Consider the following 20,986-nt stretch of genomic DNA (forward strand, 5'->3'; position numbering starts at 1 on the left):
CGCGTCGCGGTGGGGTGCAGTGACCTCGCCTCTCGGCTTCTGCTCGGTGGCAGTCACACAGCATCGCGAGCGCTTCCGTCGCTCATGCGCCCATGCCGAGTGGCCCGCGCACGAGCGCGGCACACACGAATCCCCAACGGCCGCAAGCCCTCACAGCCGGCGACCCGGTCGGGCGAAGCGCGCGATCTTGACCAAGCGTGCCAAACACCAACCGCGACAAGCCTTCACGGCCGCAAGCCACGCCCCGCCCGGTGGCGTGGCCTCCGGCACAGACTTTCCGCGCGAAGACAACCCCGCCGCACCACGCCAAGCCATCGCCGCCACATGATGCGGTCGCATCCCGCGCGGCAACGCCGGTGCTCTCCACCACTCACGCGACGAAAGCCGAGCGGCCTGGGCACGAGCGCGGCAAGTACCGAGGTGGCCAAGCGCCCCAAGCTTTCACTGCCGCCGGGTAAGAGTGGCGCAACCATGCCGCGTCGTCAGGAAGCGAGCCCGCGGATCACCTCCGCAGCTGCCGAGCAGGCCTCGGCCGTGATGGTGTGGTCGGTGCCCGGGGCGATGGTGACGTCGACCTTCGCGCCGGCGGCGGACAGGAGCTGTGCGGTCTCGTGGACTCGCGAAGCGGGTACCCACGGGTCCTGCGAGATGCTGCGGAGGAGGACCGGCATGCCGTTGTACGGGAAAGGCGGTGGGGCGAGCGGAGTGGGGCCCAGGTAGCCGCCGGTGAGCAATACCGCGGCGCCCACCGGGCGGAGCCGGGTCAGCAAGAGGTGGGCCAGCAGGCAGGCGCCCTGGGAGAAGCCCAGGAGCACCACGCGCGAAGGGTCAAGGCCGTCCAGCGAAGCCTCCATCACGTCCAAAGCGCGGTCCAGCGCCGGCTGGTTTTCGGCGATGGGTGAGAGGAACGGCAAGGGATACCAGCTGTCGCCCGAAGACGGCACAGGGGCGACGAAGCGGGCCGGCACCGGGCCGAAGCGCGCGGACAGCGAGCGCATGAACGAAGGGTCCTGCCCCCGCCCGTGCACGGCCAGCACGATCACCGGCGCGTCGGCCGGGCCCCAGGAGACCGGGGTCATCCGTCGATCGGTTCCAGGGCGGCCATGATCTCCTCACGGCGGTCCTCGAACTGCTCCGGGAGCTGGAAGCGCTGTCCGAGCTCGTGCGGGGACTCGTCGCAGTCCCAGCCGCCGTCGGCGTGGGTCACCGCCAACTCGAAGAGGGCGCCGGCCGGGGAGCGGACGTAGACGCTCTTGAAGTACTTGCGGTCCTTCAGTTCCGAGATGTCTGTGTAGCCGTCGCCCTCCACCTCGAACTTGAGCTCGTCCTGGTTCTGCAGCGTGTCGGCGTTCCAGGCGAAGTGGTGCAGCGTGCCGGCACCGTAGCGCCAGGTGCCCTGCTCGTCGGCCCGGTTCACGGTGATCTCCAGGTGGTTGCCCTGTGCCTGCTTCCCGATCTGCAGCGCCACGCGGTCACCTTCCTCCACCAGCCCGCTCTGCGCGTGGAAAGTCTCCGCCGCGAACTCCACCGTGCGATCCGGCGTCACCACGTGCACCCCCAAGCCGTGCAACCCGTGGATGGCGTGTTCCGGTGGCACGCCGGAGCCCGGGTTGCCCACGCGGTCGTCGCCGTCGTTGCCGACGAGCGCGTACTCGATCCCGCTCGGGTGCGAGAACAGCACACGCCGCTTGCCGAACACCTCGGCGTCGCGCGCGGGGACGTCGAACGAAGCCAGCCGCCGGCTCCAGAACTCCAGCGACGAAGCAGGCACCGACAGCAGCACCTCCCGCCCCTGGTTCGTGCCGCGTTTGCCGAACTTTCCCGCCTGCGCCCAGGGAAACGTGGTGACCACACTGGACGGATCACCATTCGCATTGGCGTAGTACAGGTGGTAGATCGGCAAGGATCCGTCGAACAGCACGGTGCGCTTGATGAAGCGCATGCCCAGCACCTGCACGTGGAAATCCACGTCCTCCTGCGCGTGCCCCACCGACAGCGTGATGTGGTGGGACCCTTCGATGTACGCCATGGCCAAGCCTCTCTTCGTCGGTCGGCTCGATCGAACATACGTCCGAACAGACGAGACACGCATCACCGAAAAGTGCACACTTCTGTCGTCGATGCGCACGGGCGTAGCCTCGGCGGGAAAGCCCGACGCCGAGCCCAACGACGGGAGCAGCCATGCGCGGTCCCAGGATCGTCGAGGCCGAGCGAGCCGTGCCCCGCACCGCCGTCGCGGTCCGGCCCGGCACCTGGCGGCGGCGCGTGAACACCGGCGTCGCCCTGAACTTCAGCTACGACTTCGCGCGCCAGAACAAGTTCGCCGGCGCCTTCGTCCACCACGACCTCGGCGCGCTCGCCACGTTCGCCATCGCCTGCCGCCCGCACACCGTGCGCCGCGGCGCCGAAGACCTGGCGTTGCCCCACGACCCCGCTTTCGTGCTCACCCTCCAGGTCGACGGCCACAAACGCGTCACCCAGGAAGGCCGCGCCACCACGCTCAAAGCCGGCGACTTCGCCCTCTACGACTCCGAACGCCCGCTGGCCATGGACATCGGCGACGGCTACCGCTCCGTCAACGTCCGCTTCCGCAAAGCCGCCCTCGGCGCCCACGACACCGAAGCCTTCGCCGGACTGGTCGCCCGCAAGTTCTCCGCCGAGAAAGGCCTCGCGCCGGTGTTCTGGTCGGCCGCGCTCACCCTCGGCGCAGCGGCGCGCAGCCCGGGGGCGATCGTCGTCGCCGGCCACGTGCTCGACATCGCCGCCACCATGCTCCGCACCGAAGCCGACGCCGGAGCACCCGCCGACGCCCTGACCCGCCGCCGCGAAGCCGTGCTCGCCTACATCGACGCACACCTCGAAGATCCCGGTCTGCGCGTGGACACGATCGCCGCCGCCCATTTCGTCTCCGTGCGCTCGCTGCACTCGCTCTTCCGAGGCAGCGGACACACCGTCGCCGGCTGGATCCGCCACCGCCGCGTGGCCGAGTGCCGGCGTGACCTGGCCGACCCGGCGCAACGCACCACGCCCGTCGCGGCGATCGGCGCGCGGTGGGGCTTCACCTCGGCTTCGCACTTCGGCCAGGTCTTCAAGGACGCCACGGGACTGCCGCCCGCCGAGTTCCGTGAAGCGGTGGTTTAGGCCAACAGGGGAAAAACAGCCGGGTCTCAGACTGTTCCCAGGAAACGCGCGCATTCTGGGAGTTACCGACACCCGGGAGGTCACGATGGCCGGTTACCCCCGTTGGCACACCGCCAGCGCCCAGGGCCCACGCGAGCGCAACGCCGACGCCGTGAGCGCGTACGCCCTGGCCGGCGCCCCCGGCATCACCTTCGCCCTGGCCGACGGCGTCGGCGACGACCCCGGCGCCGGCCGCGCCGCCCGGACCGCGGCGGCCGCCGCCGCGCGCACGCCCGTGCAGAGCGGGCCAGTGGCGGCCATCCTCAACGCCCAGTGCGCCCTGCGCGAACTCGGCGGCACCGGCGACGCCGTGCTCGTGGTCGCCATGCCCTTCCCCGGCGGCTACCGCATCGCCTGGGTCGGCGACTCCCGCGCGTACGCCTGGGACGGCACCATGATCCGCAAGCTCACCACCGACCACACGCTCGCCGAGTACTTCCGCGCTCGCCACCAGCCCTACTCGCCGCGCATGGAACACATGGTCACCACGAGCGTGCGCACCACGAAACCCGACGAGATCGGCACCACGGAAGTCGTCGGCGGCGGGCTGTTGCTCACGAGCGACGGCGTGCACAAGGTGCTGCCGCCCGCCACCATCGACGCCATCCTCGCCGACCCCTCGCGCGGCGCCGCGGCTCTGGTCGAGACGGCCATCGCCCTCGGCGGCACCGACAACGCCACCGCGCTCTTCGTCGAACAGCCGGAGGTGGACGTGGCCGCCGTCGTCACCGAACGATTTCCCTCAGCTGCCTGAGGGGCGGTGAAAGGTCCCGGCTTTTGCTTGGTGTTCAGGTGTCGCGCCAGGGCACCGACCGGGGCAGCTGCCCGCCGGAGCGACGAACTCCCGCAGCGCCGCGACCACGTCGGCGACCGGCAGTCCGGTTCCGGCTCGGTGGCCACCTTCTCCGAAGACTTCCGGTGAAGCCGGGTCACCGTCCGTTTCAAGGCTTCCGGCGTCGCCGTAATACGACATGTAGCCCCACTTGTCGGTCAGGTGCACGTCCAACACCAAGTTTTCGGTCTGGATCGAACCGGAGTCGGCCCACGGCTGCGCCAGCAGCTCCGCCAGCCGCGTGACGTCGTCCTGGCTGGCGAGGGTGACGTATTCGCCGCCTTCCTGGCCGTCGCGCCAGGTGGGGACGCTGGCGCCCAGCGTGGTCTCCGTCGTCATCGCCGCTCCATTTCGGTACCCGTATAGACCCTCACTGTCCCGTCAGGTTGCACGACCCGCGAGCGCGCCCTGGTGACAAGAACCGGGGTAGGTACTTGTCCGCAGGTGAACGGCTGCTCGCGGTCGGTGTCGCGGGTGCCGCACACGGCCCGGTCGATCACTGCCCCACCCCTTGTTCTGGCCTGCGCGATCCGCTGGGCGTACGTGTGAGTGACACCTTTGGCCGCCGGAGCCGGAGCCACCGGTAAATCCACGGCGAGGCTGCCCAGGTAGGCGGTCAACAGCGACTCGGCCTGCGCGGTCGCGGCACGGCAGGTGCCGATGCTCTGGGTCGTCGCCTCCTCCAGCGCGGGTAGCCCGGCGGCCTCGGAATCGTTCGTCCCGATGAGCACCCGACGCCACGTCTTCGCCAGTTCGCCGGTGAGGGCGTAGGCGCGCTCCAGCGCTGTACGGGCCGTGGAGATTGCGGTCAGACCCGCGCGCACCGCGGCGGCGAGATCAGATACGGAAGCCACGGCGGCGTAGCTTCACCTCGCGTCTTTGCCGGACGAGCGGGAAGCGCGTTCACGCTTCAGTTGCCGGTACTCGCGGTACACGAGCACGATGATCAGCGCGTCGAGCGCCGCGAAGAACGGCAGCGCGATCGAGTGCGTGGCGATCGCGCGGTACACCTCGTAGACCACGAACGCGCCCAGCACCACCATCGCCACCGGGTACGCGCGGAGCCACTTGCGCGCGAGCGCCCACACCAGCAGCAGCTTGATCACGCCGTGGGCCAGCAGGTACGCCACCGCGAACGTCTTCGTCCCGCCGCTCACGAAGTGCTCCGTGGCCAGTTCGAGGTGGTGCGCGAGCGTGCCCGACGGGTCGCCCAGCAGGTCGCGCGTGATCACGGCGTGGGTGAACCCCGTGACGACCGTCGACGGGATGAACGCCAGGACCAGCGCCCCGACCAGCTGCAGCGCGCCGTCGAGTCCCTTGAGCGCGATCGCGATCCGGAACAGGCGCTCGGTGCTGGTTTTCCGCCGCGGTGCGTCAGCCATCGGTCCAGCCAACACGAAAACCGCCGGTCACGCTCGGGGTGTGCTGCGGGCCAGGCAGGATTCGCACCGTTCGTGGCGGGCCGAGCGGTTCGTCGCGTCGCGGCCGTAGAACGGGAAACACGCCGAACCGCACAACGCCAGGAACACGGCCCCACACCGCAACGGCCTCGGCCCCACCTGGTGCACCAGCCCGATCACGTGCCGGCGCGTGCCCGCCTCCGGCAGCCAGCCGTCAGGCGGCAGCAGCGCGAGGACGGCCGCGTTCAGCTCGTCCGACCGGGCGACGAGCGCGCCGCCCAGGTCCAGCAGCCGCTCGCCCAGGTCGCGCCAGGCGTCGGGCCGCGGCGAGTCCTCCTCCAGCGCGCGGACGAGAAACGCGAGATCCGACCCGAGCGACGCGTGCAGATCCCGGAGCCGGTCGAGGAGTGCCAGATCGTTCACGTCCGCGCCAGCCACGCCGACGAACACACCGCACACGTCGGATCGAACCAATTCCCACCGAGCTGCGGAACGTCCCGCTCCGCCACCCGCACTTCCACCCCGCACAACGCCACGAACGATTCCTCCGGACGCGGCGCGAAAGGCCCTTCGAGAGCATGCCGTTTTCCCTCGGCCTGCTGCCACCTCAACATGGCGGTCTCCCCTATTCAGCAAACGTGCTGAACATAGCCTTCTGTCAACTTCAGTAAACGCCAGCGACGGCCAGGGTGATCATCCGGTTACGTAGGATGTGGGCCATGACCAAGCCTTCTGGCACCCCGCGCGCCGTGGCGCTGGGTGCGGCACTGCGCGAAGTGCGCGAAGCAAGGAAGTTCGGTGTGCGCGAGCTGGGAAGAGCGCTCGAGTTGAACCCGAGTCTCATTGCGCACTGGGAAGCCGGGACGCGCATGCCCTCCACCGAGGACGTTGCCAACCTTCTGGGCTACTTGCGGGTGATCGGCGACTCGAAGCGCCGAATCATGGATTTGGCAAGGCATGTACGCGACCCAAACTGGATGGCGGCCGGGCAAGCAGAGCTGACTCCAGAATTGACCACATTGCTGCAATACGAGCGGGGTGCTCGCAATATTAACGAGTGGGCTCTCAACATCATTCCTGGACTGCTGCAGACTCCAGATTATGCACGACGAATTTTCGAAGAATCCGGCCTAACCGTGGAGCAGACCGATGCACGTATCAAGGTTCGCCTCAACCGGCAGAAAATTCTCACCGAAAGGGATCCGGTAAAGTATTCCGCGATCATCGGCATCCATGCTGTCGATGAGCCGGTCGCACCGGATTGGGCGATGTCCGATCAAATGGACCACCTGCTGGCCATGTCCGAACGCCCGAACATTTCGCTGCGAGTGCTCCCCCGGCAGCCGCACTATCATCCCGGCTTGATCGGCTCTTTCATCATTTTCGAATATCAACACCGCGACCCAGTTGTGCTGCTCGAGCAGCACAGCACGACCTCGTTCCTGAGCGCCGATAAGGATTGGGGGCTCTATCGGCAGCTTGCTAGGCTCCTGTTCGGAGAGGCGTTGAGCGAGGAAGCGAGCCGCGCGGTGATCGCGGAGGCAGCTAGGTAAGCGGAGGGCCACACATGCAGACTGCCCAATGGCGGACGTCGTCCTACAGCACGGCAAATTCCAATTGTGTCGAGGTGGCCGTCGCGCAGCGGGTGGGTGTCCGGGACACAAAGAATCGCGAAGCAGGACAACTCACTGTCTCGCGCGAAGCGTGGCACGGGGTGCTGTCGATGTTGCAAGCGGAGCACTGAAGCCGCCAAACGGGTGAAGCCCGGGGTGCGGGCCTCCGGCGAGGAGCCCGCACCCCGGAACCTCAGGCCCGCGCCACGGGGGGCGGGCCGGCGTTGACGCCCCAGCTCGTCGGGGTGTCCGAGAGCTTGAGGTGAATCGTGCCCGCGCGGAGCAGGTCCTTGTGGGACAGCCAGCTCTGGCGGAGTTTGCCCTTGTCGGTCGACGCGGACGACACGTACTGGAGCTTCGAGGCGCTGGCACCCGGCGCATCGATGCTGATGGTGCGGCCGTGTTCGGGCCGGATCTCGACCTTGTCGAACATGGGCGCGGTGACGACGTACGTCGCGGAGCCCGGCTGGGCCTCGAAGACGCCGGCCATGGCGAAGACGAGCAGCGACGAGGTGGCGCCGAGGTCGTCGTTGCCGGGCATGCCGTAGACGTCGTCGGTGAAGAGCGTCCGGAGTGCGCGCAGCACGGAGGACGTCTTCCACGGCGAGCCGGTCCACGTGTACATCCACGGGGCGGCGAAGTCGGGCTCGTTGTTGGGGTTGAAGGCGAAGTTGTTGTGGTAGTCGTACGCGCCGGTGACCCACGAGTCGGACGCGGCCTTCGCCGGGTCGGTGAGCACGGTGGGCATGTCGAAGAACTTGTCGAGCCGCTGCTCGGCCTGCCCGGCGCCGCCCATCAGCCCGAAGAGGGTCTGCGGGTCCTGCTGGCCCATCCACTGGTACTGCCAGGCCGTGCCCTCGTGGAAGGCGTTGGTCTGGGTGGGGTCGGGGTTGCCGACGTTGCTCCCGTCGGCGTTCTTGGGCACGGGGAAGCCGTTGAAGCCCTGGGAGGTGATCGTCGGGTCCCAGAGTTTGGTGAAGTTGTCACAGCGACCCGCGAGGGTCTTCGCCTTGTCCTGGTCGCCGAGTCCCGCCGCCATGGTGGACAGCGCACAGTCGCCGAGGGCGTACTCGAGCGTGGCCGAGCCGGCCTGGCGGCTGTCGCCGAACTTGTAGCCGGGCAGGTTCTGGTAGGCGACCCAGCCGTTCTGCACATACGACGGGTTGCCGTCGCGGCCACGGAAGATCGACTGGTCGGCGGGAACCTCGTTGGCGTTCTTCCACAGCGCGTCGAAGAGGCCGTGCGCGGTGCGGTTGTCGAGCAGGCCGCGGTTGTAGAGGTCCACGATGAACGGGGTCACCGGGTCGCCGGACATCACGTTCGTCTCGCTGTTGCCGAGCGCCCAGCGCGGCAACCAACCGCCGTCCTGATAGATGTGCAGGATGGACTTGGCCATGTCGGCGGCCTTGTCCGGGTGCAGCAGGGCCACCAGCTGGTTCTGCGAGCGGTAGGTGTCCCAGAGCGAGAACATCTGGTAGTACGGGGAATCCGCCTTGTGCACCTGGTCGTCGAAGCCGCGGTAGCGGTTGTCCACATCGGACCCGATCGACGGGTGCAGCAGCGAGTGGTAGAGCGCGGTGTAGTAGGTGCGCTGGTCAGCCGTCGTGCCACCGGCCACGCGCATGCGGTTGAGCTCGTCCTCCCACGTGTTGTGCGCTTGCGAACGGGCCTTGTCGAAGGAGTTCGGCTGCTCGGTCTTGCGGTTGAGCCGCGCGCCGTCGACGGAGGTGTAGGACAGGCCCACCGAGATGCCGACCTGGTCACTCTTGGTGGGGTCGAACGTCAGGTACGCGCCGGCGCGCTGGTTGCCGCGGGAGGCGTCGCGCTGGTTCGGGGTGATGGTGCCGTCGGTCCAGGTGCCGAAGGCCTTGAACGCGCGGTCGAACTTGGCGCTGAAGAAGACGCGGTAGCGCTCTTTACCCGTCTCGCCGCAGAAGTTGCCGCCCTGCAGCCAGCCTTCGACGGTGTCGTTGCCGACCACGTGCACGTCGCCGGCGTAGGTGGAGCCGTTGCTCTGACCGACCTCGATGAGCACGTTCTCGGGGCCCGAGCCGGCGGGGTAGGTGTAGCGGTGCTGGCCCGTGCGCTGCGTCGCGGTGAGCTCGGCCTGGATGCCGTTGTCGAACTTCACGCCGTAGTAGCCGGGGGCGCGGGTTTCGTTGGCGTGGCTGAACTTCGCGCCGTACTGACTCGGGTCCGACGAGGTGACCGCGCCGGTGGTGGGCATGAAGCGGAAGTTGCCCATCGTCTGACAGCCCACGCCCGAGAGGTGTGTGTGGCTGAAGCCGAGGATGGTGTCCTGCTTGTAGTCGTAGGAGGCGTACTGGTTGAGCTGGGTGTCGGGGCTCAGCTGCACCATGCCGAACGGCGTGGAGGCGCCCGGGAACGTGGTCCCGTCGCCGTTGTTGCCGATGCTGGTGTCGACGAGCCGAGTGGGGTCGTCGGCGAACTTCGGGCCGCGCTGGGCCTGCGCCGAGGTGGCTCCGGTGGCGGCCACCGCCACGGCGAGCACCAAGGCGGCGAACACGCGTTTCCGCGCTCTCATCGCGTTCCTTTCGGGGTGACAACGTTGTCAGATCGGGGTGTCTACGATCTTTGCCGCTTTGGTGGGGTTCCGTCAATCCACCGGGCGTACCAGTGGGGCGTTCACCAGGGCGCTGAATCGGTTCCGGTGGTGTGAACCACTGGCCGCGGGTTCAGGCCGGTTTCAGTGCCAGGCTTCCTTCGCCGTTCGCACGGTCGCGTCGCGGTCCGCCGCCTCTTCGATGGCGAGGGCGATGCGGTGGTCCTCGATCCCGTCGGCAAGCGGGTACGGCGGTGGGCCGTCTTCGCGGGCCCAGGCGGCGGTGTCTTCGAGGAGGGTGGCGATGGCGATCTCCTCGTCGTTCCAGCGGCGGCCCGGGTACGGGTTGCGGTAGAGGACCTGGTCGCCGAACGTGAGGTGATCGGTGTCGAAGCCGTCGAGGTCGAGGTCGTAGCCGGTCTGGCGGCGGACGATCGGGGTGTTGACGATGGTCTTCTCCGCGGTCAGCCGCAGCACACCGGAGTCCGCGAGCTCGCCGCGCGTGCCGCGCACGAGCAGACGGCGGTGCAAGAGCTGGTTGTGCCACTGGTTGTCGGTGAAGTCGTAGACGCCGACGCCCTCGGCGAAGACCACAGTGGCGTGCGTGGTGACGGCGGGTTTGGTCTCCGTGTTCTCCGCCCAGCCGGCGCGGGAGAGCGGATCGGCCAGGAGCGCGGTGGTTCTCATGGCGCGCACTTCGACGGGGCCGCGGGCGGCGCCGAGGAAGGTCCGCATAGACGAGACGGCGTGGTACTGGTGGGTGGAGGACACGTCCACGCGCGTGATGTCGCCGAGCACGCCCGAGCGGGCCAGCGCGAGGCGGGCGGCGTGGGCGGGCATGCGGCTGTACTGCTCGGCGACCTGCACCAGACCACTTTCGCCGACGTCGTGCCAGAGGCTGCGCAGGCCTTCGAGGTCCGGTGCGGGTGGCGTTTCGGCGAGGACCCTCGTCCCACGCTCGACGAGCTCGCGGATCAGGCCCGGGGTGACCTGCCAGGGCACGGCCGTGACGACGAAGTCGGGTTTGAGCTTCAGGCACTCGTCCAGCGAGGTGAACACGGGGACCGGCAGGTCCTTGGGGGCGCGGGAGACCACGCCGAGGCAGTCGAGGTCCCCCGCGAGCCGCCAGAAGTACTCCGCGCGCCAGCCCGATCCCACGATCGCGTAACTCGTCACGCGATCAACTTAGCCCGGGTACGGGCGTGCCGACCAGGGAAACTCGGGCCCCCGGACTGGGCCGCCGGTGCTCGTCAAGGTCCGCGAGACCGAGCGAGTGATCACGGCACCTGCCTCTGGTCGATTCTCGCCGGTCGAACGGCGCCGCGCCGCCCGATCTGTATGCGTTCGGCCCGGGATTCGTGGCCGTTCGGCGGGAATATCCCCTGTCCACAGGGGACTTCGGGGGCGTGTGATTCCCACGATGTGGTTTCTGTCGGTACCCGTCTATAGGGTCCCAGTGATCGGTCAACGAGACCGTTCTCGACTCTAGGAGTGTGGGCACGTGCGCTGGACCCGGACCATCCGAGCGGCGGCGCTGCTGGCCGCGGCAGGGCTCGGCCTCACGGCGTGCGGTGGTGGCAGTGACCAGCCGGCCGCGCAGAGCAAGGGCGGGGCGCCGATCGTCGTCGCGTCGTTCAACTTCACGGACAGCCAGATCCTCGCGGAGATCTACGCGGGCGCGCTGGAGGCGAAGGGCTACCCGGTCACGCGGAAGCTGAACTTGGGTTCGCGCGAGCTGATCTACCCGTCGCTGAAGAAGGGCGAGCTGCAGTTCGTGCCGGAGTACCAGGGCGCGGCCATCGCGACGGGCTTCGGCAAGGACGCGGTGAAGGACGCCGCCGGGGAGCACAGCCAGCTCGCCGCGCTGTTCAAGCCCGAGGGCATCGGCCTGCTGAACTACGCGCCGGCCGAGGACAAGGACGTCTACATCGTGAAGGCGGACCTGGCGAAGTCCAAGGGCCTGGCCACGATCGGCGATCTGCGCAAGGTGGACAAAGTAGTCATGGCGGGCGGCCCGGAGTGCGAGACGCGGCTGCCGTGCTTCAAGGGCTTCCAGGACGTGTACAAGCTCACGAACGCCACGTTCAAGACCGTGCAGGAAATCGGCCCGCGCGTGCAGGAGCTCGACTCGGGCGGCGCCACGGTGATCCCGGTCGACTCGGTCAGCCCGGTCGCCGGCGACCCGAAGTACGTGGTCCTGAAGGACGACCTCGGCATCGAGCCGACGGAGAACGTCGTGCCCGCCGTGAGCCAGAAAGTGCTGGACGAACGCGGCCCGGACTTCGCGGCGGCGGTGAACGCCGTCTCGGCGAAGCTGACCACGGACGAGCTGCGGGGCCTGAACAGCCAGGTCGACGCGGACGGCGAGCCGGCGGCTGAGGTGGCGAAGGAGTGGCTGTCGAAGGTGGGGCTGGCCTGAGGTCTGGCGGGTCGGGGTCGCTCGCTCCGCCCTGCGGCAGGGCTTGCCACGGGGTGGCGGGAGCTCCGAGGTGCCGGCCCGCCATTCCCCCCGGCCCGCCATTCGCCCCCGGCCCGCCATTCCCCTCCGCCCCGAGGACCACACCACCGTGACAACCCTGCTTGAGGAGTCCAGCCCATGAGCGCGCGCCCCCTGCACTTCAACGCCTTCATCTGGCCCAACGGCTACCACGAATCAGCGTGGCGCGTGGTCGACGACGACGTCCGCGGGGTCCTCGGCCTGCCCTACTACGCCGACATCGCCCGGACCGCCGAGCGGGGGCTGCTGGACACGATCTTCCTCGCCGACAACATCGCCATTCCCGAGTACCGCGTGGCGCACCTGCCGCAGACGCAGTTCGATCCGATCTCGGTGCTCTCGGCGCTGGCGGCGGTGACCAGTCACATCGGGCTGATCGGCACCGGGTCCACCACGTACAACAAGCCGTGGGAGCTGGCGCGGCGGTTCGCGACGCTGGATCACCTCAGCGGTGGCCGGGCGGGGTGGAACATCGTCACCACCGTCACCTCGCTGGCGGCGGCCAACTTCGGCGAGGCCGCGCACCCCGATCACGCCGACCGGTACGCGCGGGCGCACGAGTTCGTCGACGTGGTCACGCGGGCGTGGGACAGCTGGGAGGACAGCGCGCTCGTCGGGGATCGGCCGGACGGGGTGTGGGCCGACCGGGCGAAGCTGCACGCGCCGCGGTTCCACGGGGAGTTCTACGACGTCGAGGGCATTCTGCCGTTCCCGCGGTCGCCGCAGGGGTGGCCGGTGCTGGTGCAGGCGGGGCAGTCGTCGGCGGGGATCGGGTTGGCGGCGCGGTTCGCGGAGCTCGTGTTCTCGGGGCCGCCGTCGCTGGAGGCGGCGGTGAAGTTCCGCACGGATCTGCACGCGCAGGCCGCGGCGGCGGGGCGCAAGGCCGAGGAGGTGCTGGTGCTGCCGGCGCTGATGATCACGCTCGCGGACACCGAGGCGGCGGCCCAGGCGAAGGCGCACCGGCTGGAGGAGCTGTCGAGCGAAGAATTCCGCTGGCAGAACGTGCTCTACACCGCCGGGCTCGACCCGGACGCCTACGACCCGGACGCGCCGCTGCCGATGGAGCTGCTCGACGCCCCGGCCGCGTCGAGCCGGGCCGCGCAGCTCGTGGAGGCGGCGCGCAAGGAGCCGGGAGCGACGTTGCGGAAGCTCACGTCGGCCATGAAAAGCGGGGCGGGGCAGTACCACTTCGTCGGTACCCCGGAGCAGCTGGCCGACCACATCCTCACCTGGCAGAACGCGGGCGCGGTCGACGGCTTCACGATCATGGGCTCCACGTTGCCCTACGAGCTGGCCACGTTCGTCGACCACGTGGTGCCGCTGTTGCAGGCGAAGGGGCGCTTCCGCACGGAGTACACCGGATCGACGCTGCGCGAGAACCTCGACCTGCCACGGCCGTCGGGCCGGTAGACCATGTAGTCCGCCGGAAATCGCGGTGGCGCAACACAAAACGCCGAAAAGTCGCCTTCCGAGCGTCCACCCGGTGAACTCTTGCCGAGAGCTCTTCGGGTGGCGCGCCGCGGGCGCCAGAATCGGCGCGTGACCTCAAGATTCGCGGCGCGTTTGCGTACAGTGCTGTTCTGCCTGCTGGCCTTCGGGCTCCTGTCCCCCCTCGGCACCGCCGATGCCGCCGAGGCCGGGCACGGGCGATCGCCGTACTCGCTGTTGCAGATGAACGTGTGCTCCAGCGGCTACGCCGGCTGCTACGCCGGCACCGAGTACCCGAAGATCGACGACGAGGTCGTCGCCAAGATCAAGGCCAACGACGTCAACGTGGTCACCCTCAACGAGGCCTGCAGCGGCGACGTCGCGCAGATCGCCGCGCGCACCCGTTACCACTACCGCTTCGCCACGGTGATCTACAACGGCGCCCCGCTCGCCTGCAAGAACCCGGAAGGCCGCGGCTTCTTCGGCAACGCCGTGCTGACCAAGGACGCGATCCGCGCCTCGCAGGACGCGCCGTACTCCGTGTTCAGCGGCGTGGAGCAGCGGCGCTGGCTCTGTGTGACGACCGCGCGCGGCGTGGACGTCTGCACCAGCCACCTCTCGACCGACGGCGAGGCCGCCGGCTCGACCAACAACGTGCAGTGCACCGAGCTGAGCGCCGTGCTCGCCGCCCGCCACCGGCCGACCCTCTTCGCCGGCGACGTGAACCGGCACGCTTCGTGCGCGCCCCAGGGCTTCTGGACGCTGACCGACGCGGCCGCCGCGAAGGACCCGGGCATCCAGCACTCCTACGGCACCCTCGCCGCCGCCCGCGCGCAGGTCCTCCCGACCACCTACACCGACCACGACGCCCTCCTGGTCCGCGCCGAACTGAAGCACTGAACCGAAGCATCGACCCCGAGCACTGACCTGAAACACCGACCGAAGCCGGTCCGGGCGCCGGAAATCGCGGCGCCCGGACCGGCGATCAGCTTTTCCGGCGGTTGGCCAGGATCGCCTTCACCAACGTGCCCGGCTTCGCCAGCGTCGCCGGATGGGCGAGGAAGTACGTGACCTCGTCGAACCGGCGCGCGATCTCCGGGTCGTGCACCGACGCGGCGACGATCTGGCCGATCGCCCACTTCTGCAGGCGGTAGCCGCGGGGGTAGGGGCCGTCGACGTGCGGCAGTTCCAGGTCGGCGCCGGTCGAGAGGTCCCAGGCGGCGTCGACGACCACGCGTTGCAGGGCGAAGAATTCGCTTGCCCGCACGGAAAGATCGGGGGCGGAGCGCAGGTACTCCGAGAGACACGACGCGTGGAACGCGGCGCAGGTCATGCCCTGGCCGTAGATGGGGTTGAACGACGCCACGGCGTCCCCGGTGGCCACCAGGCGCGCGGGGAAGCGCTTGAGCCCGTGGAAGTCGCGGCGGCGGCTGTCGGCGTGGCGGTAGGTGGTGATGCCGCCGAGCAGCTCGTTGCCGGCGACGGCACCGAACTCGTCCGGCAGCGCCGTGCGGCACAGCTCGACGAAGTCCTCCGGCGTGCTGCCGGGGCGCTCGTCGAGGTATCCCGACAGCGTGGCGATCCACCGGTCGTCCTCGATCTCGCACGTGACGGCGGCCGCGATGCCCGACGGTGCGCCCGGCGAGTACGTCGCCAGGCCCAGGCGCGCGGCAGGCTGCTCACCTTCGCGACGCAGCACCGCGGTGGCGTAGTTGAGGTCGATCTTCATCCGCGTCATCGGCGGCTGTTCCCAGCCGGCGTCGGCCAGCCAGTCGCCGAGACGGCTGGCACGGCCCATGGCGTCGACGAAGAACTCGGCCTCCAGCCGGCCACCCTCGTAGCGGACGGCCGTGACCGCGGAGTCCGAGAACTCCAGCCCGGTCACGCGAGCCACGAGCGCCCGCACGTTCGGCAACGCCAGCGTGTGCTCCCGGATCCGCGCCTCCAGGAACGGCCGGCTGCTGGTGAGCATGTCGGTGTCCGAGCCGACGACCTTGCGCACGCCATCGGCATACGTGTGGCGCGACCGGGCCGGCGCAAGCCGCGCACCCGCCGCCACGGCCTTGTCGGTGAAGCCGGGGAACCACCGTTCGAGCTGCTGCAACCCGGCCGGCAGCAGCACGTGCGTCTGCGATCCCTGGGGTGCGCCGGGGCGCGAGCCGAGGCCCGGTTCGTCGCGCTCCAGCACCACGACCTCGTCGGCGTGGTCGGCCAGCACCCGTGCCGCGAGCAACCCGGCGACGCTCCCGCCCAGCACCACGGCGGTCCGCATCACCACCGGCCCGGCCGTGGGCGTGCGGGTATCACTCAGCCGCGCGAAAACCTCAGCGGGCGACATGCTCGGTCTTCCTCCCCGACGTCGGGCACCACGGACGCGGCGCCGGGCGATCCAAGCAGCCCGGTCGGGCGGCACGGAATCCTTCGCGGCGCGGACCGGTCATCCCCGAGCCGTTCGGGCAAGATCAAGTGACCGAAGGGCTCCGGACTGCGCGGCAGCCCTCAAGGGCGCTCATCGAGCCGACGCTGTGAACCGCTCGGTGCCCAGCACTCCTGCTGCAACGCCCGCACCAGCTCACCGGCGCGCGACTGCGGTCCCGTCGAGCCCGTACGCGGCGCGCAGACCCGCGACCTGTGAACGGCTTTGGCGGTCGCGATCCTCGGCGGGGTGGACGAGCCACTCGTCGGGATCGGTGAACCAGCGGTGGATGGTGCTGCGCGCCAGGCCCGTGCGGTGCGAGTGGTCGCCGAAGAGCGCTTCGGCGAAACGGTTCTGCACCAGGATCTCGCCGAGGTCCGACAGGATCAGCGCGGGTTTGTCGTCGAGGCGGTCGAGGACCCGCAGCAGCGCCGGCGCCACGTGGGTCGCGACGGTGGCGGCCGAAGGCGCGTTGCGGCCGGAGATCTAGAACAGGTAGTCGCGCTCGCTGGAGTCGAGGCACAGCGCGCGAGCCAGGGCGGCGAGCATCTGCTCACTCGGCTGCGGACCGCGCTGCTGTTCCAGGCGGGTGTAGGAGTCGACCGACATCGCGGCGAGCGCGGCGACCTCCTCGCGCCGCAGGCCCGGCGCCCGGCGGCGCGCGCCCGAGGGCAGGCCGACGTCCTCGGGTTGCAGCTCCTCCCGGCGGCGACGCAGGAACTCCGCCGAAGTCGATCGATCCATGGCACCCGGTATCCGCGGCGCGCAGGCGCCCAACCAGGCAGCGGCGATCCCCCGATGAGCGGTCTCTGCCCCACCGCTACGCGGGCCGCGAAGGTCGACGACGTGGACATCAGCGCAAACACCATCTTCATCCCCGGCTCGACCAGCGGCATCGGGCTTGCGCCGGCGCTCGAACTGCGGGCTCGCGGCAACACCGTGATCATCGGCGGCCGCCGCACCGGGCGGCTGCGCGAGATCGTGGCGCAGCACCCCAGCCTCGACACCGGGCAGATCGACACCGGGCAGATCGACACCGGGCAGATCGACACCGGGCAGATCGACACCGCCGACCCCGCGAGCATCACCGCCACCGCCTAGCAACGCCTCCAAGGCGCCATCCCCATGCGCAGCGAATCGCTGCGGCGGCAGCTCGCGGACACGTCGGTGAGGGTCGTCGAGCTCGAGCCGCCGTCGGTGCGGACCGACCTGATCCCCGGCCAGGCCGAAAACAGCGACGCCCAGCCCCTGGACGAGTTCATCGCAAAGGTCATGACCCTCCTGGAAACCCGTGTAGCTCGGCGTGATCCTGAGCGGGGTGAACGCCAGTCCCGACGAGACGATCATGATCGTCGCGTTGCGGCGCGTCCGCAGGTGCTCGACGAACGCGGCGATGAGCCGGATCGGGCCGAGCACGGTGGCGGTGATGGTGGCTTCGGCAGTGTCGAGGAAGGTCTCGGACCGGTGCCAGTCCTCCAGTCGCATGATGCCGGACATGGTGACCAGCACGTTGAGATCGGGGTGGTTCGCCGGCACCTGCCGGACGCCCGCGAGATCCAGGTCGAGCGCGTGAAGTTCCTCCGCTACGGCGAAGCCCGCGGCGACTACGACCCGGTCGTGGCGGCCGTCAACAACCTCGACCTCAGCGGGGAGCAGGCGAGCCGCCGCGATCAGCTCGCCGAGCGCGGCCGCTCGTCCAGCAGCCGGATCTTCCGCTCCGCGTCGCTACCGGGCGCCGGGTAGAACACCAGCAGCACCTGGTTCTTGTCGTCGGCGAAGAGCACGTGGCGTTCGAGCTCGATCTCGCCGAGCCGAGGGTGCAGCACGGTCACCCGGCCCTCCGACTGGCGCGCGACTTCGTGCAGGTCCCACAGGCGGGCGAACTCCGTGCTGCCCTCACGCAACGCCCGCACGAGTTCCCCGGCGCGCGAGCGCGGGCCCGCAGACCCGTAGGCCGCCCGCAGCCTCGCGACGCGGCACCGGCTCTGGTTCTCGCGCTCCTGCTCGGGGCACAGCAGCTGCCGCGCCGGGTCGGTGAACCACCGGTAGATCTCGCTGCGGGCCAGGCCGGTGTGGTGCGAGGTGTCGCCGTAGAGGGCGCGGGCGAGATCGTTCTTCCCGAGATCGTCGCCGACGTCCGAGAGGATGGCGGCGGGCACGGCTCCGAGGAGGTCGAGCGCCCGCAGCAATGCCGGGCCGGGCTGCTCGGCGACGGTCGGAGCGCACGCCGGCGCGGTGCGCCCGGCGATGTTGAAAAGGTACTCCCGCTCCCCCTCGGAAAGGCGCAGCACCCCGGACAGAGCTCCCAGCACCTGCTCACTCGGCTGCGGGCCGCGCTGCTGCTCCAGCCGCGCGTAGTAGTCGGCCGACATCCCGGCCAGGGTCGCCACTTCCTCGCGCCGCAACCCCGGTGCACGCCGCCGTGGTCCCGAAGCAAGGCCGACGTCTTCTGGGCGCAACTTCGCCCGGCGAAGGCGGAGGAACTCCGCCAGTGCAGTTCTGTTCACGCATTCAGTATCGGGCGAACACGGAGTGCGATCCAAGGTTACGAGATCCCAGTGTGCACGATCTGTGCCTCCCTGACCTCGGCGAGAACCGCTCGGCGCGGGATTTCGCGCGCGGCCGGGCCGCGGGTGATCCTGGGATCACGGATCCGTGGGCAAACGCTCCCCTGCCACGACGACCGCAAGATCAGCACCGTTGTGCAGATGAACATCGAGGGGCACACCGTTTTCATCCCGGGCGGCACCAGCGGCATCGGGCTCGCCCTGGCGCTCGCGCTCCGGGCACGCGGCAACACCGTGATCATCGGCGGGCGGCGCGCCGCCCCCTTGCGCTCGCTGGCCAAGCAGAACCCGGAACTCGAGACCGTGCAAATAGACATCACGAAGCCGGTGAGCGTCCGCCGGGCCGCCGAGACGGTGCTGACGAACCACCCGGAGCTCGACGTCCTGATCACCATGCCCGGCATCATCCGCGCGGAGGACTGGCACCGGGCCGAGTCGTTCCTGGCGTCGGCGGAAGCGGTGCTGAAGACCAATGTGCTGGGCACCGTCCGCCTCATCGCGGCGTTCGTGGAGCACCTGCAGACGCGGACCGACGCCACGATCATGACCGTGTCGTCCGGCCTCGGTTTCGTGCCGTTGAAGGCGACCCCGAGCTACAACGCGTCGAAAGCCGCCATCCACCTGCTCACGGAATCGCTGCGGCTGCAGCTCGAGGACACGCCGGTGCGGGTCCTGGAACTGCAGCCGCCGGCCATCCGGACGGCCGGGTCGGGCCTCGATCTGGGCTACGCCCAACCGGTAAACGAGTTCGTCACGGAGGTCCTGCACCTGCTCGAAACCCGGCCGGACGCAACGGAAATTCAGGTCGAGGCCGTGAAGTTCCTCCGCTACTGCGAAGCCAACGGCAACTACGACCAGGTCGTGAAGGTGATCAACGAGACGCCCGTGCACATCAGCTGATCAGGCCAGGTGCGACGGCTTCCCGTCGAGGATCGTCGCCGTCAAGGGCATGTCGCGCAGCTGCGCCGGGGACAGGTGCGACGGGTCCGCGGCGGTGATCATCAGATCCGCGACATCACCCACGACCACGCCCCGGCGGCCGCCACTCGCCGCGGCCAGAGCGTCGGCGAGAGGGATCGCCTGCTCCGGGTGCCAGGCGGGCCGGTCGTCGTCGGTGCGGCCGACGGCGGCGGCGATGCCGTCCCACGGATCCAGCGGCGCGACCGGCGCGTCGGAGCCGATTTCCAAGCGGGCACCCGAATCGAGCAGCGCGCGGTAGGCGTAGGCGCGGTCCGTGCGGCCGTACCAGTGGCGGTCGGCGACGTCGCGGTCGTCGGGCTGGTGGGCGGGCTGCACACTCGCCACCAGGCCCAGCCCGGCGAACCGCGGGATGTCGTCGGGCGAGAGCAGCTGCGCGTGCTCGATGCGGCCCGGGCAGCCCACCCTGGAGAACGCATCGAGCGCGATGGTGTTGGCCTTGTCGCCGATGGCGTGGACGGCGGGCACGAGGCCGTTTTCCCACGCGCGCCGCATCAACGCCTCCAGCTCCGCGGGCGGAAGTTCCAGCAGGCCCGGGGAATCCGACTCGGGATAGGGGTGGTGGCAGTACGCGGTGCGGGTGTTGAGCGAACCGTCGACGAACAGCTTGAACGGCCCCACGCTCAGCAGCCCGTCGGCGAGGACGTCTCCGGTGCGGTGGCCGCGGGCTATCGTCTCGTCCAGCAGGGGCCGGGAAATCACGCAGGAAACCCTGGTGGCGGGGGAAACCTCGGCGGCACGGCGAGTCCAGTCCGCCACCGTGTCGGCGTACTCGTAATCCACGATGCCCGTGACACCACGGGAAGCCGCGGCCGACAACGCGTCGGCGACCCAGCGGTCCTGCACGTCGAGCGGTGCCGACGGCAGCGCGGCCGTGGCGGTCATGCAGTCGTTTTCCAGCAGCACCCCCGTGGGGTGCTCGCGGCCGATCAGCTTGAGCGCCGCGGGACTGAGCCACAGCGTGTGCAGGTCGGCGCTGAACAACGCGACCGCGCGGCCCGGCAGCGCGCGCTGCAGCAGGTCCTTGTGCGGCTTGTCGGGCCACAGTCCGTCGCGGAAGCCGGCGCCGACCACGAGGTCACCCTGCCGGTCCGCGGTCTCCAGCAGCTTGCGCAGCAGCAGCTCCACCGCCTCGGCCGCCGACCGCGCGGCCTCCAGCTGGATGCGCCGCCGGAAGGTGGCCCACTGCAGGGCGTGCACGTGGGCGTCGACGAGACCCGGCAGCAGGGTGCCGCCGTGCCCGTCGAGCACGCGCGCCGCGAAGCCCGACCCGGCGCCCGGCTCCTCGATGGCGGCCACGCGACCGTCGTTCACGCGCACATCGGCGAGCCCGCCGCCCAGCCCGACCCGCACCCGGCGGAGGAGGAGATCGTCCATCCGCCCAGCCTGCCAGGCCGGTGCGGGGGAAGGGAATCACCGGACGGCCGAGATCACGGCGATCCCGTCACTGCCCGAACGGGTGACGAATGTGCGATCACGGGAATGCCCGGGTACTCCACTGGTGTTGACATC

At 69.7% G+C, this 20,986-nt stretch carries 24 protein-coding genes; 10 read left to right on the forward strand and 14 right to left on the reverse strand.

The genetic code is table 11. The features are described 5' to 3' along the window. Positions 1–482: 482 nt before the first annotated feature. Positions 483–1,079, reverse strand: a complete 597-nt coding sequence (locus ACWEOE_RS13425) for an alpha/beta hydrolase (RefSeq protein ID WP_452007916.1) — start codon at positions 1,077–1,079, stop codon at positions 483–485. Beyond that, on the reverse strand, positions 1,076–2,029 hold the full coding sequence (locus ACWEOE_RS13430; protein ID WP_452007918.1) for a VOC family protein: 954 nt from the start codon (positions 2,027–2,029) through the stop codon (positions 1,076–1,078). Before ACWEOE_RS13430 ends, ACWEOE_RS13425 begins: the two co-directional genes overlap by 4 nt. Positions 2,030–2,181: 152 nt before the next feature. Here ACWEOE_RS13430 and ACWEOE_RS13435 point away from each other — a divergent pair, with 152 nt between their 5' ends. Then, a complete protein-coding gene (locus ACWEOE_RS13435) occupies positions 2,182–3,141 on the forward strand; it encodes a helix-turn-helix domain-containing protein (RefSeq protein WP_452007921.1) in 960 nt (319 codons plus the stop codon). Positions 3,142–3,226: 85 nt separating this feature from the next. After that, a complete protein-coding gene (locus ACWEOE_RS13440; protein ID WP_452007923.1) occupies positions 3,227–3,934 on the forward strand; it encodes a PP2C family protein-serine/threonine phosphatase in 708 nt (235 codons plus the stop codon). Here the strand turns inward: ACWEOE_RS13440 and ACWEOE_RS13445 are convergent. Genes ACWEOE_RS13445 through ACWEOE_RS13465 form a run of 5 tightly spaced genes read right to left on the reverse strand, consistent with a single transcriptional unit; the run spans position 3,923 to position 6,026 of the window. Then, complete coding sequence (locus tag ACWEOE_RS13445; protein ID WP_452007925.1) at positions 3,923–4,351, reverse strand: Imm1 family immunity protein; 429 nt, start codon at positions 4,349–4,351, stop codon at positions 3,923–3,925. The genes ACWEOE_RS13440 and ACWEOE_RS13445 overlap by 12 nt on opposite strands. Continuing rightward, a complete protein-coding gene (locus ACWEOE_RS13450; RefSeq protein WP_452007928.1) occupies positions 4,348–4,866 on the reverse strand; it encodes a hypothetical protein in 519 nt (172 codons plus the stop codon). Before ACWEOE_RS13450 ends, ACWEOE_RS13445 begins: the two co-directional genes overlap by 4 nt. 12 nt (positions 4,867–4,878) lie before the next feature. After that, positions 4,879–5,394, reverse strand: coding sequence for a DUF2127 domain-containing protein (locus ACWEOE_RS13455; RefSeq protein ID WP_452007930.1), 516 nt, complete (start codon positions 5,392–5,394; stop codon positions 4,879–4,881). 27 nt (positions 5,395–5,421) lie between these two features. Beyond that, entirely contained in the window at positions 5,422–5,835 is a 414-nt protein-coding gene (locus ACWEOE_RS13460; RefSeq protein WP_452007933.1) for a hypothetical protein, read from the reverse strand. Further along, the gene (locus tag ACWEOE_RS13465; protein ID WP_452007935.1) at positions 5,832–6,026 is read right to left on the reverse strand and encodes a zinc finger protein; all 195 of its coding nucleotides are present in this window, start codon (positions 6,024–6,026) and stop codon (positions 5,832–5,834) included. The genes ACWEOE_RS13460 and ACWEOE_RS13465 overlap by 4 nt, the downstream gene beginning before the upstream one ends. Positions 6,027–6,131: 105 nt before the next feature. On the opposite strand from ACWEOE_RS13465, the gene ACWEOE_RS13470 reads away from it, so the two are divergent. Then, entirely contained in the window at positions 6,132–6,965 is an 834-nt protein-coding gene (locus ACWEOE_RS13470) for a helix-turn-helix domain-containing protein (protein WP_452007938.1), read from the forward strand. 14 nt (positions 6,966–6,979) lie between these two features. Beyond that, positions 6,980–7,156 carry a DUF397 domain-containing protein gene (locus ACWEOE_RS13475; protein ID WP_452007941.1) on the forward strand — a complete coding sequence of 59 codons (177 nt, stop codon included), beginning with the start codon at positions 6,980–6,982 and terminating at the stop codon, positions 7,154–7,156. A 62-nt stretch (positions 7,157–7,218) separates the two neighbouring features. On the opposite strand, the gene ACWEOE_RS13480 is transcribed toward ACWEOE_RS13475, so the two are convergent. Together ACWEOE_RS13480 and ACWEOE_RS13485 are read right to left on the reverse strand one after the other, a co-directional pair. Beyond that, positions 7,219–9,570, reverse strand: a complete 2,352-nt coding sequence (locus ACWEOE_RS13480) for a GH92 family glycosyl hydrolase (RefSeq protein ID WP_452007943.1) — start codon at positions 9,568–9,570, stop codon at positions 7,219–7,221. A gap of 162 nt (positions 9,571–9,732) precedes the next feature. After that, entirely contained in the window at positions 9,733–10,764 is a 1,032-nt protein-coding gene (locus ACWEOE_RS13485) for a hypothetical protein (protein WP_452007945.1), read from the reverse strand. Positions 10,765–11,089: 325 nt separating this feature from the next. Here ACWEOE_RS13485 and ACWEOE_RS13490 point away from each other — a divergent pair, with 325 nt between their 5' ends. From ACWEOE_RS13490 to ACWEOE_RS13500, 3 genes are all read left to right on the forward strand, one after another. Next, entirely contained in the window at positions 11,090–12,007 is a 918-nt protein-coding gene (locus tag ACWEOE_RS13490; RefSeq protein ID WP_452007948.1) for an ABC transporter substrate-binding protein, read from the forward strand. Positions 12,008–12,184: 177 nt separating this feature from the next. Next, positions 12,185–13,495: an NtaA/DmoA family FMN-dependent monooxygenase gene (locus tag ACWEOE_RS13495; protein ID WP_452007950.1), complete on the forward strand. Its 1,311-nt coding sequence runs from the start codon at positions 12,185–12,187 to the stop codon at positions 13,493–13,495. 162 nt (positions 13,496–13,657) lie between these two features. Continuing rightward, positions 13,658–14,413 (forward strand): endonuclease/exonuclease/phosphatase family protein, encoded by a 756-nt coding sequence (locus tag ACWEOE_RS13500; RefSeq protein ID WP_452008219.1) that lies wholly within the window; start codon positions 13,658–13,660, stop codon positions 14,411–14,413. Positions 14,414–14,498: 85 nt separating this feature from the next. Here ACWEOE_RS13500 and ACWEOE_RS13505 read toward each other — a convergent pair whose 3' ends face one another. From ACWEOE_RS13505 to ACWEOE_RS13515, 3 genes are all read right to left on the reverse strand, one after another. Next, positions 14,499–15,851, reverse strand: a complete 1,353-nt coding sequence (locus ACWEOE_RS13505; RefSeq protein WP_452007952.1) for an FAD-dependent oxidoreductase — start codon at positions 15,849–15,851, stop codon at positions 14,499–14,501. 234 nt (positions 15,852–16,085) lie between these two features. Beyond that, a complete protein-coding gene (locus tag ACWEOE_RS13510; RefSeq protein WP_452007954.1) occupies positions 16,086–16,370 on the reverse strand; it encodes an MmyB family transcriptional regulator in 285 nt (94 codons plus the stop codon). A 45-nt stretch (positions 16,371–16,415) separates the two neighbouring features. Then, positions 16,416–16,673 (reverse strand): helix-turn-helix domain-containing protein, encoded by a 258-nt coding sequence (locus ACWEOE_RS13515; RefSeq protein WP_452007957.1) that lies wholly within the window; start codon positions 16,671–16,673, stop codon positions 16,416–16,418. A 102-nt stretch (positions 16,674–16,775) separates the two neighbouring features. Here ACWEOE_RS13515 and ACWEOE_RS13520 point away from each other — a divergent pair, with 102 nt between their 5' ends. Next, positions 16,776–17,030 (forward strand): hypothetical protein, encoded by a 255-nt coding sequence (locus ACWEOE_RS13520; RefSeq protein WP_452007959.1) that lies wholly within the window; start codon positions 16,776–16,778, stop codon positions 17,028–17,030. A 66-nt stretch (positions 17,031–17,096) separates the two neighbouring features. Next, on the forward strand, positions 17,097–17,672 hold the full coding sequence (locus ACWEOE_RS13525) for a hypothetical protein (protein WP_452007961.1): 576 nt from the start codon (positions 17,097–17,099) through the stop codon (positions 17,670–17,672). On the opposite strand, the gene ACWEOE_RS13530 is transcribed toward ACWEOE_RS13525, so the two are convergent. After that, on the reverse strand, positions 17,600–18,436 hold the full coding sequence (locus ACWEOE_RS13530; protein WP_452007963.1) for a helix-turn-helix transcriptional regulator: 837 nt from the start codon (positions 18,434–18,436) through the stop codon (positions 17,600–17,602). The genes ACWEOE_RS13525 and ACWEOE_RS13530 overlap by 73 nt on opposite strands. Before the next feature lie 201 nt (positions 18,437–18,637). Here ACWEOE_RS13530 and ACWEOE_RS13535 point away from each other — a divergent pair, with 201 nt between their 5' ends. Further along, entirely contained in the window at positions 18,638–19,396 is a 759-nt protein-coding gene (locus ACWEOE_RS13535) for an SDR family oxidoreductase (protein WP_452007966.1), read from the forward strand. On the opposite strand, the gene ACWEOE_RS13540 is transcribed toward ACWEOE_RS13535, so the two are convergent. Next, a complete protein-coding gene (locus ACWEOE_RS13540; protein ID WP_452007969.1) occupies positions 19,397–20,851 on the reverse strand; it encodes an amidohydrolase in 1,455 nt (484 codons plus the stop codon). Positions 20,852–20,986 lie beyond the last annotated feature (135 nt).

This window comes from Amycolatopsis sp. NPDC004368 (assembly GCF_053602515.1).